We start from the raw sequence: 15,102 nt of genomic DNA on the forward strand, positions 1-15,102 counted from the left end.
GGACTCACTTGACTGCGATGGGGTTGACAGGGACATCGGCCGCGCCGCTGACCGGCAGGGGCGCGGCGACCAGCAGGAACTCATGGACACCGTCGGCCGCGCAGTCCTCCGCGAGCGCCTCCAGGTCCCACATCCCGCCCAGCGGCAGACCCATGTCCGGGACGGCGACCCGGTGCAGCGGCGACCCGGCCGGCCCGGCGAACTCGTCCGGCCGCACCTCCACGCCCCAGGTGTCGGTGGCGACGGCCGCGATCTCCGTGCGGTGCAGCCAGCCCAGGGTCGTGAAGGACAGACCCGGCGCGTCCCCGTCGGCGTACCCGCCCCACTCGCCCAGCCGCCGCACCCGGCCCAGCCGGCCGGTGCGGACCAGGACGATGTCACCGCGGCGCACACTCGACGTGGCGCCCTGCGCCTCGGCGGTGTCACGCAGGTGCTCCTCCAGGACCGGGAAACCGTCGGGGAGTTCACCGTGCGCGTCACCGAACGCCCGGCCGACGTCGAGGAGTACCCCGCGGCCGGTAAAGGCGTCCCGCAGCCGCTCGGCACCGGTCACGGCCGTGCTCCACCGGGTGGACGGCCGCGGCTCCGCCACGGCCTGGTCCCGCCCGCCACCCGAACGGGGCGGGAGACCCCGGGTGCTCGCGGCCAGCGAGAAGCAACGGCCGCGCCGGACCAGACTCGCGGCGTGCGCGCGGATCGCGTCGTCGACGAAGTTGAGCGTGCCCAGCACGTCGTCCTCGCCCCAGCGGCCCCGGTTGCGGTACGCGGCCCGGGCCTTGGCGAGCTCCTCCTCGACGGGACCGAGAGGGGTGGGGGGCATCACGGGTGTCCTTTCAGCAGGCCGAGGGCGTTGCCCCCGGCGATCGCGTCCCGGTCGGCGGGATCGAGACCGGCCGCGTCCAGCCGCGCCACCGGGTCGGTCACCCCCATGTCGAAGGGGTGGTCGGTGCCGAGCACCACCCGGTCCGCGCCCACCTCCTCGACCAGATGGCGCAGCGCACGCGGGGTGTAGACGAGCGCGTCGAACCACATCCGCCGCAGGTACGAACTCGGCGGTTCGGCACAGCCGCGCGCGTCCGGCCGTACCCGCCAGGCGTGGTCCGAGCGGCCGGCGTACGTCGGCAGGTAGCCGCCGCCGTGCGCGGCTACCAGCTTCAGCCGGGGGAAGCGGTCCAGCACCCCGGAGAAGATCAGATGCGAGAGCGCGACCGTGGTCTCGGTGGGCTGGCCGACCGTGTTGCCCAGATAGTGCGAGGCGAGCCGGTCACCCAGTGAACAGCCCCAGGGGTGCACGAACACCACCGCGCCCAGTTCCTCCGCCTTCTGCCAGACCTGGTCGTGCGCCGGGTCCGCCAGCTCGCGGCCCTCGACGCTGGTGGAGACGCTGATCCCGGACAGGCCGAGTTCGGTGACCGCGTCGTCCAGCAGGGCGACGGCGAGGTCCGGGTGCTGGAGCGGGACCGTGCCCAGGCCGTGCAGCCGCCCGGGCGCGGCGGCCCGGTGCCCGGCCACCGCCTCGTTGACGGTCCGGGCCAGCCGCACCGCGAGCCCGGGGCCCGCCCAGTAGTGGTGCATGGGCATCGGGCCCACCACCTGGATGTCCACACCCATCGCGTCCAGGTCGGCGAGCCGGGCCCCGACGTCCGTCAGCTTCCCTCCCAGACGCCGGAGTTGGGCGCGGTTCGCGGCCAGTGACGCCGGCGAGTGGGCGCGCTGCTCGGCGGCCAGCTCCGCCGCGAGACCCCCGGTGCCCGCGACCAGCGCGTCGGCCTCCGGGACCGCGAGATGGCCGTGGAAGTCGACGACGGGCGCGCTCATGCGGCGGCCGTCAGCGAGGCGAGCGTCTCCGACATGATCCGCGCCGGGTCGGCACCCGGGGTGTCCGGGTGGATCTCCCACTCGGCGAGCCGCAGCGAGTTGTCCAGCACCATCCGCACCCGCGGCAACCGCCGGGCCATGAACCGCTCCAGCGCCACCGCCACCGGCGCGTCGGCGGTGACCAGGTCAGCCAGCAGCACCGCGTCCTCCATGCACATCGCGGCACCCTGCGCGATCAGCGGCGGACAGGCGTGCGCCGCGTCACCGATCACCACCGCCCGGCCCCGGTGCCACGGCTCGTCCACCAGCACCGCCTCGATCCAGCGGTAGTCCACCGCCGTGTCGTCCGGCAGCCCGGCGAGGATCCTCCCCCAGGTGCCGCCGTAGCCCGCGCCGCGCTCCCGCATCAGGTCCAGCGAGGCGCGCGGACCGATCAGCGAGGCGTCCAGGTTCTCGTCGAGGAGGTACGCGTAACACTGGTCGTCGGATATCGGGCTGTAGCCGGCCTTGTACCGCGGCCCGCCGTAGTACACCTCGGCGCAGTCCATCTCGGCGGGGCGCCGGGCCACCACCCGGAAGATCGACATGCCGACCGGCCGGGGCCGCGCCGTGATGCCGATGCGCGCCCGCATCGCCGAGTTGATGCCGTCGGCGCCCACCACCAGGTCGTAGCGGCCGGCGGAGCCGTCGGTGAAGGTGACGTCCACATGGTCCGGCGACTGGTCGAGGCGGTCGACGCTCAGACCCAGACGCACCCGGACGCCGTGCGCGTGCACCGCGTCGCACAGCGCGTCCTGAAGGTCGGAGCGGAGCGCGCCCGCCGTGGACGGCAGGTCCGCACCCCCGGTGTGCGGGGTCTCCAGCTCGGTGATCAGACCGCCGTCCGCCCGGCGCAGCCGCATGTGGTCGAACGGCACCGCCCGGGCCAGCACCCGGTCCAGCACACCGACCGAACGCAGCGCCTTGAGCGCGTTGCCCTGAATGGTGATGCCATGACCCACCCCGAACCACTGGGGCGAGATCTCGACGAGCTCCGCCTCGACCCCGCGCTGGGCGAGGGCGAGACACAGCACGCTTCCGGTGATGCCGCCACCGACGACGAGCACCTTGTTCACGGGCATGGGCGATCCTTGCGAAGTAGAAAGACAGACAGGTGGGGGCCGGCCGGCCGGGACGCGGCGGCTGTCAGCCGGTGAAGCGGTCGCCCAGCTCGCGGTAGTGCTCCACGGCCGGCGGGGCGGCGAAGAACGGCCCGACCAGGGCCCGCCAGCGGGCGAACCGCTCGGACTCCCTGAAGCCGGCCGTGTGCGCCTCGACCGAGTCCCAGCCGACGAGCAGCAGGAAGACCCGGGGGCGCTCGACGCAGCTCAGCAACTCGGCCCAGCGGAACCCGTCGGCCCCGGCGAGCACCTCGCGGGCCTTGCCGAACACCTCCTGGAACTCCTGCTCACGACCGGCCTCTACGGTCAGCTCGGCATGCTCGACGACCACGGCGTACTCCTCGGGGTGGGGTGCTCCGAGCCTGGTCGGCGGTACGTGCAGGGTCAACGGATCGAGTCATCGGCAAGGGGGACGTCATCCATCCCCGACGGCGATGGAGCCGTCCGCCCGCCACCGCCGCATATCTCCAGGCCGGGGCCGGGACCGCCGGTGATGGCAGCCATCGCGAACGGCCATTTCCGCCGACCGCGCGCGATGCCTAGCGTCGAAGGCGAGCCCCCACCCGTACGAGGAGAGCCGCCCGTGCCCGAACCTTCCCCCTTGCATGCCGGACCCTTCGCGCTCGGCACCTTCCACGGTGGCGCAGCCGCCTTCCCCGGCCTGGTCGCCGGCCCGCGGGTCCGCGACCTCTCCGACCAGGCCGAGTCGGTGCGCGAACTGTTCGAGGACTGGGACGCCTGGCTGCCCCGGCTGCACGAGCTGGCCGCCTCCGCCGACGGCACCTGGCACGACCTCGCGGACCTGCGGGTCCTGACACCGATCGAGCCGGGCCAGATCCTGCAGAGCGGCGCCAACTACCGCAAGCACGTGGTCGACATCGTCGCCAGCGAGAAGGCGAGCGTGCACGGCGCCACCCCGCAGGAGGCCCGCGCCGACGCCGAGAAGATGATGGACGAGCGGATCCGGAGCGGGGTCCCGTACATCTTCCTCGGCTCACCGCGCGCCCTGTGCGGACCGTACGACGACATCGTGCTGCCCGCACTCGGCGAACAGCACGACTGGGAGCTCGAACTGGCCCTGGTCATCGGCAGATCGGGCAAGGACATCCCGGCCGAGGACGCCATGTCGTACGTCGCCGCCTACACGATCAGCAACGACCTGACCACCCGCGACCGGCTGTACCGCCCCGACCTCAAGGCCATCGGCACCGACTGGTTCACCGCCAAGAACGCCGACACCTTCCTGCCGACCGGGCCCTTCCTCGTCCCCGCGGACTTCGTCGGCGACCCGGGCGACCTGCGGATCACCCTGCGGCACAACGGAGTGGTCCGGCAGGACGAGTCCACCAAGGACATGATCTTCGATATCCCGCGGCTGATCGCCTACGCCTCCACGACCACCACCCTGCGCCCCGGCGACCTGCTGCTCACCGGATCCCCGGCCGGCAACGGCGCGCACTGGGGGGTCTTCCTCCAACCCGGTGACGTCATCGATGCCGAGATCACCGGCCTCGGCCACCAGCGCAACACCGTCAGGAGCCACGCATGACCTTCCAGCCCATCAGCCATCTGCGCCATGTCGACCTGGCCGTACCGGACTTCGACACCCAGCGGGCCTTCTACGGCACCACCTGGGGGCTGACCGAGGTCGCGAACGACAGTGGCCTCGCGTTCTTCGCCGCCGAGGGCAGCCCCGAGCAGTACATCGTCCGGATCCGCAAGGACGAACGGAAACGGATGGACCTGGTCGCCTTCGGGGCGGTGTCCGCCACGGCGGTCGACGAACTGGCGGTGCGGCTGGGCCGGGCCGGGGTGCGGATCATCCACGAGCCCCGGGCGCTGGACACCCCCGGCGGCGGGTACGGGCTGCGCTTCTTCGACCCGGACGGCCGGGTCGTGGAGGTCTCCGCGGACGTGTCCACCCGCGCCCACCGCAGGATCGAGGAGCGCGAGGCCGTCCCGGTGCGGCTCTCCCACTGCGTGGTCAACTCCCAGGACCCGGAGGGGCTGCGGGACTTCTACATCCAGCACCTCGGGTTCCGCCTCACCGACACCCTGTACTCCACGCACATGGGTGACCTCATGTACTTCCTGCGGTGCAGTCCGCTGCACCACTCCTTCGCCATCGCGCGCGGCCCCCACGTGTCGCTGCACCACGCCTCGTTCGAGATGCGCGGGGTGGAGGAGTACATGCGCGGCACCGGCCGTGCGCTGCGCGCCGGGACCCGGCTCACCTGGGGCCCGGGACGCCACCTGGCGGGCGACAACACCTTCTCGTACTTCCACGACCCGCACGGCAACACCGTCGAGTACACCACCGAACTCGCCGTCCTGGAGGAGGACCTGTGGCACCCCGGCCGGCACGACGTGGCCGACCCGGTCACCCAGGACCAGTGGGGCACCGCCGACCCGATGAGCGAGTCGGTCGCCAAGGAGCAGTTCAACGACCCCGACGTGCTCTTCGAAGCACCCCCCGTCTGAACCCGCCGATCCCCTGAAGACCCGAAGAAAGGCCGCAGTCGTGGCAGAGATCCTCAAGCACGCCGTGCCCAAGTCCGAGGTGGCCGCCTCCCTCGGGCAGGTGCGCGAGACGGTGGCCGGTGTCATCGCGGACATCCGCGAACGCGGTGACGCGGCCGTCCGCGAGTACTCCGAGAAGTTCGACAACTGGAGCCCCGGCTCCTTCCGGCTGAGCGCCGAGGAGGTCGAGAAGATCGTCGCCTCGGTGCCCCGGCAGGTCATCGACGACATCACGTTCGTCCAGGAACAGGTCCGCACCTTCGCCCGCCACCAGCTCGCCTCCATGGGCGAGTTCGAGGTGGAGACGCTGCCCGGTGTGAAGCTCGGCCAGAAGCACGTCCCGGTGCAGGCGGCCGGCGCCTACATCCCCGGCGGCCGTTACCCGCTCACCGCCTCCGCCCACATGACCATCGTCACCGCCAAGGTGGCCGGCGTACCGCGCGTGGTCGCCTGCACCCCGCCCATCCACGGTGAGATCCCCGCCGCCACCGTCGCCGCCATGCACCTCGCGGGCGCCGACGAGATCTGGCTGCTCGGCGGCGTCCAGGCGGTCGCCGCGATGGCCGTCGGCACCGACACCATGGAGCCCGTCAACCTGATCGCCGGGCCCGGCAACGCCTATGTCGCCGAGGCCAAGCGGCAGCTGTTCGGCGAGATCGGCATCGACCTGTTCGCAGGACCCACCGAGATCCTCGTCCTCGCCGACGAGCAGGCCGACCCGTTCGTCTGCGCCGTCGACCTGCTCTCCCAGGCCGAGCACGGCCCGGACTCCCCGGCGGTCCTGATCACCACCTCCCGCGAGGTCGCCGAGCGGACCATCGCCGAGGTCGAGCGCATCCTGCCCGCCATGCCCACCCGTGACTACGCGGAACCCGCCTGGCGCGACCACGGCCAGGTGCACGTCGTCGACTCGACCGACGAACTGTACGAACTCGCCGACGCCTTCGCCTTCGAACACGTCGAGGTGCTGACCGCCGAGCCGCGTCTCGCCCTGGAACGGATGACCCAGTACGGCGCCCTCTTCCTCGGCGAGGGCACCTGCGTGTCCTTCGGCGACAAGGTCATCGGGACGAACCATGTGCTGCCCACACGTGGGGCCGCCCGCTACACCGGCGGTCTGTGGGTGGGGAAGTACCTGAAGACGGTCACCTACCAGGAGGTCACCGACACCGCCTCGCAGGCCCTGCTCGGGCGGCTGTGCGGACGCGCGTCCCGGGTCGAGCTGTTCGAGGGCCACGCCCGCTCCGGTGACGTACGGGCCGCGAAGGCGGCCGGCGACGAGTTGCCCTGGAACAAGGCGTGACCCTGCAAGGCCGTACGGCTCTGGTCACCGGCGGGGGCGGACCGCTGGGCCGGGCCTTCGCGCAGGCGCTCGCCGCCGCCGGGGCCCGGGTCGTCCTGACCGGCCGGAACGAGCGGGCCCTCACCGAGGCGGCCGCCGAGGTGGGCGATGCGGCCCGCACGGCCGTCTGCGACGTCTCCGACCCGGCCTCCGTACGCGCCCTGGCCGACGGACTCGCCGACGAGGACGTGTCGTTGCTCGTCAACAACGCGGGCGTGGCGGGCCCGGTGCGCCCCCTGGTCGACATCGAACCCGACGAGTGGGACGACGTGTTCGCCGCCAACGTACGTGGTGTCTACCTGATGTGCCGGGCGTTCCTGCCGCCCATGCTGGCCGCCGGACGGGGTGACATCGTCAACGTCGCCTCGGTCAGCGGCAAGCGCCCGCTGCTCAACCGGACGCCGTACACGGCGTCCAAGATGGCGCTGATCGGCCTCACCCGGACCCTGGCCGGCGAGGTCGGCCCGCGGGGTGTCGCGGTCAACTCTCTGTCCCCGGGCCCGGTCCGGGGGCCTCGCATGGACCGCAACTTCCGCCTCACCGCCGAACTCACCGGCTGCACCGTCGAGGAGGCGGAACGGGACTTCGCCTCCCGCGCCGCGCTCGGCCGGCTGGTCGAGGAGGACGAGGTCGCGCGGGCACTGGTCGCCCTGCTCGCGATGCCGGGACTGTGCGGGGCGGACATCGACCTGTCGGCGGGGATGATCGCCCCGGCGTAGCGCACCGGCGTAGCGCGCCTGCCGGGACACGGCGAGGCGGACGGCATGCGGGCCGTCCGCCTCGCCGTCGTGCGTGCCCACCGGCATGCGCTGTGGCAACTCTGTGTAGTCGCCATGAAGTGGGCCCCGCGATCGAAGCCATCGGGTTCCGGGATGCGTGTGCGCAACGCCTGTCCTGCCTCTGTCCAGGCTGGTTCACTCCGACCTGCGCACCCCAGGTGCCTTTGTCGCCCCGGCTTCGACCGGCGACTCGTGACTCTGCGCGACGGCGCACTCCACCCGTGGAAAGGCCTGCAATGACGCTGACATCCCGACGCTCGTTCCTGATCGCTGGTTCCGCCACAGCAGCGGCCGTGCTCGTCCCGGCCGCCTCCGGCACCGCCACCGCCGCGCCGAAGGCGGCCGGCAGGACGATCTCGGTCGCCGCGGGGGAGACGTACGAACTCGCCGCCACCGCCCGGGTCAGCCGGCTCACCATCGGCGAGGGCGGCCGGATCGTCGCTCCGGACGGGTACGACATCAGCCTGACCGTCGACGGCGTGGAGACCGGCCAGCTGCTCACCGCGACCGGTGGGACCGCGACCCTCATCCAGGCCGGCACCTACCGCGGTGACGTCGTCCTCACGGTCGCCGGGTCCAACGACGTCACCTACGAGACCCTGACCTTCCCCTTCCGGCAGGCCCTGTACGTCGGCTCGTCCGGCGTCGACTCCGCCAAGTCCGTGCTCTCCGCCGTCCGCGGCGGCAAGGTCACCGACGCCGCCGCCCGGGGCGTCTCGATCACCTCCACCGGCGAGTGCTTCAACGGCGTCTACGTCGAGAGCGGCAGCTACACCCTCCAGGGCGCGACGATCAACTTCACCGGCAACGGCCGTTCGGACTTCGCCGGGTACGGCGCCGCCGTGGTCGGCGACGGCTCCTCGACCAAGCTGGTCGTGGACGGCGCCCGAGTCAGCAACACGGGCGTGGTCCGCACGACGGTCATCGCCAACGGCGGCGCCAACGTCCTCGTCAAGGACTCCTTCCTGCGCGCCCGCAACGGCGTCCTGCCCGCCGACTACCAGGCCACCGTCGAGACCCCGTACATGGAGTCCGTGCCCTGGATGCTGGGCCTCGACGGCAACGTCCGCGCCACCAACCTCATCGGCAAGAACAGCGTCGCCACCTACCTCAACTCCACCGTGTTCTCGGAGACCTGGGGCGCGCTGTCGGTCGAGGGCGGCAGCGGCCTGAAGCTGACCGCGATCAACAGCCACGTCGGCAACACCGGCGACTACGGCTACGGCACCTACGCCATCGGCGACGCCACCGTCCGCGTGCTCGGCTCCCGCTTCGACGTGGGCTCCTACGCGACGATCATCGCGGGTCCCGCGGCGGTCGTGCACTACGGCGACAGCACCCGCGACGCCGTCGCGGCCCTCAACACCGAGCTGGCACTCGGCCTCTCCAACGCCGAACTGCGGAGCATCCCGGAGCGCAACACCGTGGTCAACTCCGGCCACTTCGGCTACATGTTCTTCGGCGCCGGCCAACTCACCCTGGACGGCGGCACCGTCATCAACTCCGAGCGGGCCACCTTCCTCAACAAGGGCCAGCAGACCACCATCAAGGTCGACGGCTCGCAGGGCGCCCGCCTCAACCCGCGCGACGGCGTCATCCTGCAGATGATCGAGCTGGACGACCCGGGCCCGGTCCCCGTCAACGGCAAGATGATGAACGTCGGCGTCTACACCGAGCCCACCACCGACCCCGCCAAGAACTCCTCCTTCGACGTCACCGCCGTCCACTCCACCGACGGCGCCGCCACCTTCAGCTCCATCAAGCTGAAGGGTGACTTCTACAACGGCATGCGGGGCGGCAAGAACATGGTCCTCACCTTCGAGGGCTCCACCGTCGAGGGCGTCATCTCGGCCACCAGGACCAAGCACCGGGTGTCCTCGATCGACGCGTCCACCTTCTACGAGCTCGGCATCGTCACCAACACCGTGCAGGCCGCCGTCAACAACGGGGTGGTCGTCCGGCTGAACAGCGGCTCGACCTGGACGGTCACCGGAACGTCGTACCTGACCAGCCTCACCCTCGCCGCCGACGCCTCGGTGACCGCGCCGCGCGGCAGGTCCGTGAAGCTGACGGTCGACGGCACGGAGACGGCCATCACCGCCGGCTCCACCTACACGGGGGCCCTCACGCTCACCGTGGCGTGAGTCCCGGCGGAGGCGCGGTCCCGTACGCGGGCCGCGCCTCCGCCGTGTCCGGCGCCGGCTGCTCCCGTAGGCTGGCCGGATGTTCAGCCCCGAAGGACCGAGTCTCCGAGAACTCGCCGTGCAGGCCCTGTCCTCGGTCGAGCGCGGCTACGACCTGCTGGCCCCGAAGTTCGACCACACCCCCTTCCGGACCCCGGATCCGGTGCTGGAGGCGGTCGCCGAGGCGCTCACCCCGCTCGGCCCCTTCGAGGACGGCCTGGACCTGTGCTGCGGCACCGGCGCCGGTATGGACGTGCTGGCCCGGGTGTGCCGGACCAGCGTCACCGGCGTCGACTTCAGCGCCGGCATGCTCGACGTCGCCCGGCGCCTGCCCCCGCCCGACGGCCCCGCCGTGAGCTGGGTGCAGGCCGACGCCCGGGCCCTGCCGTTCGAAGCCGCCTTCGACCTGGTCGTCAGCTTCGGTGCGTTCGGGCACTTCCTGCCCCGGGAACTGCCCGGTCTCTTCGGCCGGGTCCACTCGGCGCTGCGGCCCGGCGGCACCTTCGCCTTCCCCGTGCTCGCCCCGCCCCGCCCCACCGGCCCCGGATTCTGGATGCTGCTCGGCTTCGACGCCGTGATGCGGGTGCGCAACGCCCTGTGGCGGCCGCCGTTCGTCATGTACTACCGGGCCTTCCGGCTCGGGGCGGTGCTGCGGGACCTGGAGCGGGCGGGATTCACGGTGGACCTGTACGCGCTGCCCGGGTTCGGCGCACGCGACGACGGCAGCCCCCGGGCCCGCCTGGTGACGGCCACCCGGGTCACCGCGCCGCCGGCACCGTGAACTCGTAGACCAGCGTGTCCTGCTGGGCGTCCACCACCAGATCGGTGATCTCCAGCGGACGGGCGTACTGGTCGTGCACCCGGCGGGTCACCCGGACCGTGGCCGCGTCCGCGACCTGGGTGATCGAGTCCCGGTGGTGCAGGGCCAGGCCGGCCTTGCGCATCCAGTCGTAGGCCCGGCGCAGCTGTGCGGCGGCGGCGCCGTCCGCCCGGTCCCGGTAGCGGCCCAGCTCCTCGACCTCGTTCAGGGCCACCACCGAGAACGAGGTCACGGCGGTGCGCAGGGGCCGGCCGTCGGGCGAGGCGGACTCGTAGCGGTGCACCAGGGTCGGCCGGTGCGGGGCCAGCCCCAGCGCCGCCGCGTGCTCCGGCGGCGGCTCCTCCCAGGTCACCGTGGCCCGGTCGGCCGCGCCGTGGTCCGTGGTCCCGGCACCCACCGGGAAGGCCAGGGAGACCGGGCTCTCCACCGGCCGGCCAGGCAGTGTGGCGTGACTGCCACGCCGGTCGGTGGCGACCAGGCCGCTGTGCCGCAGCACCTCCAGCGCCTGCCGGACGGTCTCCCGGCTGACCTCGAAGTGCCGTGCCAACTCCCGTTCCGAGGGCAGCCGTTCCCCCGGCGGGATGGTGCCCTCGTGCAGTTCACCGAGCAGTCGTGTCGCGATCCGCCAGTACAGCGGCTGTGCTTCGCTCTCGGGACGGTCGTGCGGGGTGGTGCGGGCCATGCCGCGCCTCCTGTGGGTGACAAGGCTTCGCCAACGGGCCTGCGGACAGGCCTCGATGACAAGACGTAGCCGTGCGGGTTCGGTGCGCGACCACATCTAGCATTGGTCTAAACCATCAGGGAAGAGCGGCCGGCGGGTTCGGCCGAAACCCGGTGGGCCTCACAGGCTCGCGTAGACGGCGTCGACCAGGGCCGTCTTCCGCGGGTCGTCGGCGATCCGGCCGCCCATGCGGTTCATCACGTACCCGAGCGACACCCCGGCCTCCGGGTCGGCCAGCCCGCAGGAACCGCCGAAGCCGTCGTGCCCGAAGGCCCGCGGATTCGGCCCGTACGAGCCGTTCGCCCCGCTCAGCCACAGCCCCAGCGCGACCTCGGTCTCGTGCTCGAAACCCGCCCCCAGAACGAGGTCACGGCAGCTGCCCTGCCCCTCACGCACCCGCTCCGCCGCCTCGGGCGACAGCACCCGCAGGCCGCCGTACTCGCCGCGGCCCGCGAAGACGCCGTACAGCGCCGCCACCGCGCGGGCCGTGCCGTGCCCGTTGGCCGCCGGGATCTCGGCGGCCCGCCACCGCGGGGTGTTCGCCTCCGCGGCGCCCGCCGCCGGGTTGGCCAGCGCCGCGATCGCCACCGGCGTCAACTGGCTGAAGATCGCGGCCTGTTCGCTCTCGGACACCACCCGTGGATGCACCAGCTCCGCCGCCCGCTCGGACTCCTTCTCCGGCAGCCCGACGGTGAAGTCGATCCCCAGCGGCCCGGTCACCTCCCGCTCCAGGAACGCCCCCGGCCGCAGCCCCGAGACCCGCCGCACCACCTCGCCGACCAGGAAACCGTAGGTCAGCGCGTGGTACCCGGACCGCGTCCCCGGCTCCCACCAGGGTTCCGTCGCCGCCAGCCGCGCGGTCGTCAGCTCCCAGTCGTAGAGGTCCTCGAACGAGTGCGGCTCCCGCAGGCCCGCCAGCCCGGCCCGGTGCGACAGCAGGTGCCGCACCAGGACCCGCTCCTTGCCGGCCGCCGCGAACTCGGGCCAGTAGTCGGCCACCGGCGCGTCGAGGTCCAGCAGCCCCCGGTCGGCCAGGACGTGCGCGCACAGGGCCACCGGCCCCTTCGTCGTGGACCAGACGTTGACCACGGTGTCCCGCTCCCACGGCCGGGTGCGCGCCGGATCGGCCCAGCCGCCCCACAGGTCCACCACCGTCTCGCCGCCGACCGTCACCGCGACGGCGGCACCCAGCTCCTCGCGGTCCCGGAAGTTCTCCTCGAACGCCTCCCGCACCGCGGCGAAACGCGGTGCGCAGTGGCCCTGGACCTGTGGCTCGTGCTCGGACATGGGTCCTCCGTCGTACGCCGGGAGCCCGGACCGCGCCGCCGCGGCCCAGGCGACCCCGAACATACCGACTGGTCGGACCGGAGGGAAGGCCGCGGACGAAGAACCCCGGCCGGCCTTCCGGCCTGCTCAGACGTACGAACGCAGCCAGCGCACCTTCGCCGCCTCGTGGTACGGCCCGCCGCCCTCGTGGTCGTTGAAGTCGTACACCTCGATCGCCTTGTCCTCGTGCGCCCAGGAGTTGAAGGCCGCGAACACCGTGGACGGCGGGCAGGTCTGGTCCTCCAGGGCCGCCGAGAACAGCGCCGGGGCCCGGCCGCGCGCCGCGAAGTGCACGCCGTCGAAGTAGGAGAGGGTGCGCTGCACATCGGCCGAACGGCCGCGGTGGGTCTTCAGGAACAGGCCGATCTCCCGGTACGGGTGACGGTCCGTCAGCGTGGTGGCGCGCGGGAAGTCGCACAGGAACGGCACGTCGGGGGCGACCGCGGCCAGGTCGGGGACCAGGCCGCCGACCGCGATGGTGATCCCGCCGCCCTGGCTGGCGCCGAGCACCACGGTCCGCGTCGCGTCGGTCAGCGGGTGCGCGCGTGCCGCCTCGACCGCCCGGACCGCGTCCGTGTACACCCGCCGGTAGTAGTAGTTCTCGGGCGCGTCGACACCGCGGGTCATGAACCCGGGGTACGACGGAGCGCCGCCCACCGGGTCGGCGGTGCCGCCACCGCCGCCCCAGGCGCTGCCCTGGCCCCGGGTGTCCATCACGAAGTGCGCCCGGCCGGTCGACGCCCACAGCAGGTTCTCGTGCGGCAGCCCGCGTCCGCCGCCGTAGCCGATGAACTCCACCACCAGCGGCAGCGGTTCGGTGGCACCGGCCGGCAGCCGCAGCCAGCCCTTGACCGGGTGGCCGCCGAACCCGGCGAACGTCACGTCGTAGACGTCGACCGTGGACAGCCCGGTGTCGACCGGCTCGAAGCGGGCGTCGAGGTCGTGCGCGCGGGCCTCCTGGAGCGTCTTGGCCCAGAAGGCGTCGAAGTCGTCGGGTGCCACGGACGCACTGCGGTGTTCGCGCAACTCGTCGAGGGGAAGGTCGAACAGGGCCATCAACAACCGCCTTGGTGAAGAGAGTATGCGGATGATCACACCGTACGTGGGTGGTCCGACGACTCGCCAGGCCCCCGCGACGCCCGCACCCACGACGAGCCGGCCCGCCTGGCGGCGACCCACTGGTCACGGCCCCGCACCCCCCGTCGTGACCCCCGACCCGCAGCCCCCGGCACCACCCCGACCACGACGGGTGGTCGGGTCACCGCCCCACCCGCCCCGGCCGGTCCACCGGGCTACGGCGGCTGCGGGCGCGGCTGAATACAGGGGTTCTCCAGGGGAGGCATTCCGGGTTTTCCGGGTTGCGCGGCGCGGAGGGTAGCCGGGCGGCGGGGAACGCTGGGCTGCGGGCTGCGGGCTGCGGGCTGCGGGCTGCGGGCTGCGGGCTGCGCGGCACGCCGGGGCCTTTCGGGAGGTGGGGGGCGCCGGGGCTTCTGGGCAGCGGAGGATGCCGGGGATCTTCGGGTGGCGGGGACGCGGGGGACTCCGGGGTTCTCACGGTGGCCCGGGTCCTGCGGGTTCAGGTGCGGCCGCGGGTCCAGTCCGGGCCCGTGCGTGCCCACTCCTGTTCCCACTCGGCGAGCCGGTGGCGCAGCGCCACCCGGCGGACCACGCCGTGGCCCACCAGCACCACGGCCGCCGCGCCGCCCGCCCCGCACAGGCCCACCGTGACCGTGTGCTGCCAGACGGCGACCTCGTCCGGCGGCGGGGCCACCCCGTGCCCTCGCCGGTCGAACCACACGTCCACCACGTCACCGCCCCTGGTCCCGGCCGGCACCCGTGCCAGCGCGGTCCGGGTCCCCTTGCCGGGCTCGGTCCACCGCACGTCCGCCTGGTAGGCGTGCTCCGCATCGCCGCCCTGGATCGACGGCAGCTGCTCCGGGGCGTTGCCGACGACCACCGCCCGGACCCGGTGCCGCTCGGCCCGCTCCGCCGTCGCCACCGCCCGCGCCCGGTCGTGGGCCCACAGCCCGGCCACCGACCCGACCAGGGGCGCACCCACGCCCAAGAGGACCGCGACGGCCAGCGCGATCCACGCCTCCACCCTGTCCGACCTGCGCCGCAGCGGGTTCTGCCGCCACCGCCAGCCGTGCACCCGGGTACGCATGTCGACCTCCTCGCCGCCACAGGAGCCGAAGGGCCGGACCGCCGGTCCGCAGCTCCCAGCGTGCCCCGCCCGCACGCGAGCGTCCACACGGGTCTGGTACCCCGTACGGAGTACGGCGCGCACTCCTTCGGCGGCTCCGACCGAAACCAGCCGGAACCGGCAGGAGCAGGCGCCCCAGCAGGCCCCGCCACTGCCGTGATTCAGACCCTCGGCACGGGCCCCCGGCCCCCGGCCCCCGCCCCCTGGCCCCGGCCCTCGCCCCCGGCGCC

14 protein-coding genes are annotated in these 15,102 nt (G+C 73.0%); 6 read left to right on the forward strand and 8 right to left on the reverse strand.

Annotated elements, in window-relative coordinates:
- Positions 1-4: 4 nt before the first annotated feature.
- The 4 genes from MB828_RS14685 to MB828_RS14700 all read right to left on the reverse strand — a co-directional run bounded on the left by MB828_RS14685 (position 5) and on the right by MB828_RS14700 (position 3,366).
- Positions 5-820 carry a cyclase family protein gene (locus tag MB828_RS14685; RefSeq protein ID WP_301648526.1) on the reverse strand — a complete coding sequence of 272 codons (816 nt, stop codon included), beginning with the start codon at positions 818-820 and terminating at the stop codon, positions 5-7.
- The gene (locus MB828_RS14690) at positions 820-1,818 is read right to left on the reverse strand and encodes an amidohydrolase family protein (RefSeq protein WP_301648527.1); all 999 of its coding nucleotides are present in this window, start codon (positions 1,816-1,818) and stop codon (positions 820-822) included. The genes MB828_RS14685 and MB828_RS14690 overlap by 1 nt, the downstream gene beginning before the upstream one ends.
- Positions 1,815-2,939, reverse strand: coding sequence for an FAD-dependent monooxygenase (locus MB828_RS14695; protein ID WP_301648528.1), 1,125 nt, complete (start codon positions 2,937-2,939; stop codon positions 1,815-1,817). Before MB828_RS14695 ends, MB828_RS14690 begins: the two co-directional genes overlap by 4 nt.
- Positions 2,940-3,003: 64 nt before the next feature.
- Positions 3,004-3,366, reverse strand: coding sequence for an antibiotic biosynthesis monooxygenase family protein (locus MB828_RS14700; protein ID WP_301648529.1), 363 nt, complete (start codon positions 3,364-3,366; stop codon positions 3,004-3,006).
- A gap of 147 nt (positions 3,367-3,513) precedes the next feature.
- Here MB828_RS14700 and MB828_RS14705 point away from each other — a divergent pair, with 147 nt between their 5' ends.
- The 6 genes from MB828_RS14705 to MB828_RS14730 all read left to right on the forward strand — a co-directional run bounded on the left by MB828_RS14705 (position 3,514) and on the right by MB828_RS14730 (position 10,583).
- Complete coding sequence (locus MB828_RS14705; RefSeq protein ID WP_430381382.1) at positions 3,514-4,527, forward strand: fumarylacetoacetate hydrolase family protein; 1,014 nt, start codon at positions 3,514-3,516, stop codon at positions 4,525-4,527.
- On the forward strand, positions 4,524-5,459 hold the full coding sequence (locus MB828_RS14710) for a VOC family protein (RefSeq protein WP_301648531.1): 936 nt from the start codon (positions 4,524-4,526) through the stop codon (positions 5,457-5,459). Before MB828_RS14705 ends, MB828_RS14710 begins: the two co-directional genes overlap by 4 nt.
- 40 nt (positions 5,460-5,499) lie before the next feature.
- The gene (gene hisD / locus MB828_RS14715; protein ID WP_301648532.1) at positions 5,500-6,801 is read left to right on the forward strand and encodes a histidinol dehydrogenase; all 1,302 of its coding nucleotides are present in this window, start codon (positions 5,500-5,502) and stop codon (positions 6,799-6,801) included.
- The gene (locus MB828_RS14720) at positions 6,798-7,559 is read left to right on the forward strand and encodes an SDR family NAD(P)-dependent oxidoreductase (protein WP_301648533.1); all 762 of its coding nucleotides are present in this window, start codon (positions 6,798-6,800) and stop codon (positions 7,557-7,559) included. Before hisD ends, MB828_RS14720 begins: the two co-directional genes overlap by 4 nt.
- Before the next feature lie 296 nt (positions 7,560-7,855).
- The gene (locus tag MB828_RS14725; protein ID WP_301648534.1) at positions 7,856-9,763 is read left to right on the forward strand and encodes a hypothetical protein; all 1,908 of its coding nucleotides are present in this window, start codon (positions 7,856-7,858) and stop codon (positions 9,761-9,763) included.
- A gap of 79 nt (positions 9,764-9,842) precedes the next feature.
- Positions 9,843-10,583: a class I SAM-dependent methyltransferase gene (locus MB828_RS14730; RefSeq protein ID WP_301648535.1), complete on the forward strand. Its 741-nt coding sequence runs from the start codon at positions 9,843-9,845 to the stop codon at positions 10,581-10,583.
- Here MB828_RS14730 and MB828_RS14735 read toward each other — a convergent pair.
- From MB828_RS14735 to MB828_RS14750, 4 genes are all read right to left on the reverse strand, one after another.
- A complete protein-coding gene (locus MB828_RS14735) occupies positions 10,561-11,304 on the reverse strand; it encodes a GntR family transcriptional regulator (protein WP_133025109.1) in 744 nt (247 codons plus the stop codon). The genes MB828_RS14730 and MB828_RS14735 overlap by 23 nt on opposite strands.
- Before the next feature lie 159 nt (positions 11,305-11,463).
- Complete coding sequence (locus tag MB828_RS14740; protein ID WP_301648536.1) at positions 11,464-12,630, reverse strand: serine hydrolase domain-containing protein; 1,167 nt, start codon at positions 12,628-12,630, stop codon at positions 11,464-11,466.
- A gap of 126 nt (positions 12,631-12,756) precedes the next feature.
- A complete protein-coding gene (locus MB828_RS14745) occupies positions 12,757-13,725 on the reverse strand; it encodes an acetylxylan esterase (protein WP_133025111.1) in 969 nt (322 codons plus the stop codon).
- Between the two features lie 520 nt (positions 13,726-14,245).
- Positions 14,246-14,833 carry an Rv1733c family protein gene (locus MB828_RS14750; protein ID WP_207920756.1) on the reverse strand — a complete coding sequence of 196 codons (588 nt, stop codon included), beginning with the start codon at positions 14,831-14,833 and terminating at the stop codon, positions 14,246-14,248.
- Positions 14,834-15,102: the final 269 nt, after the last annotated feature.

It is taken from the genome of Streptomyces arenae (assembly GCF_022343545.1).
Taxonomy (GTDB): domain Bacteria; phylum Actinomycetota; class Actinomycetes; order Streptomycetales; family Streptomycetaceae; genus Streptomyces; species Streptomyces humi.

Coding starts and splice junctions, on each gene's coding strand:
- MB828_RS14685 (WP_301648526.1), bottom strand. CDS start 820: ATGCCCCCCACCCCTCTCGGTCCCGTCGAGGAGGAGCTCGCCAAGGCC.
- MB828_RS14690 (WP_301648527.1), bottom strand. CDS start 1,818: ATGAGCGCGCCCGTCGTCGACTTCCACGGCCATCTCGCGGTCCCGGAG.
- MB828_RS14695 (WP_301648528.1), bottom strand. CDS start 2,939: ATGCCCGTGAACAAGGTGCTCGTCGTCGGTGGCGGCATCACCGGAAGC.
- MB828_RS14705 (WP_430381382.1), top strand. CDS start 3,514: ATGCCTAGCGTCGAAGGCGAGCCCCCACCCGTACGAGGAGAGCCGCCC.
- MB828_RS14710 (WP_301648531.1), top strand. CDS start 4,524: ATGACCTTCCAGCCCATCAGCCATCTGCGCCATGTCGACCTGGCCGTA.
- MB828_RS14725 (WP_301648534.1), top strand. CDS start 7,856: ATGACGCTGACATCCCGACGCTCGTTCCTGATCGCTGGTTCCGCCACA.
- MB828_RS14730 (WP_301648535.1), top strand. CDS start 9,843: ATGTTCAGCCCCGAAGGACCGAGTCTCCGAGAACTCGCCGTGCAGGCC.
- MB828_RS14735 (WP_133025109.1), bottom strand. CDS start 11,304: ATGGCCCGCACCACCCCGCACGACCGTCCCGAGAGCGAAGCACAGCCG.
- MB828_RS14740 (WP_301648536.1), bottom strand. CDS start 12,630: ATGTCCGAGCACGAGCCACAGGTCCAGGGCCACTGCGCACCGCGTTTC.
- MB828_RS14745 (WP_133025111.1), bottom strand. CDS start 13,725: ATGGCCCTGTTCGACCTTCCCCTCGACGAGTTGCGCGAACACCGCAGT.
- MB828_RS14750 (WP_207920756.1), bottom strand. CDS start 14,833: ATGCGTACCCGGGTGCACGGCTGGCGGTGGCGGCAGAACCCGCTGCGG.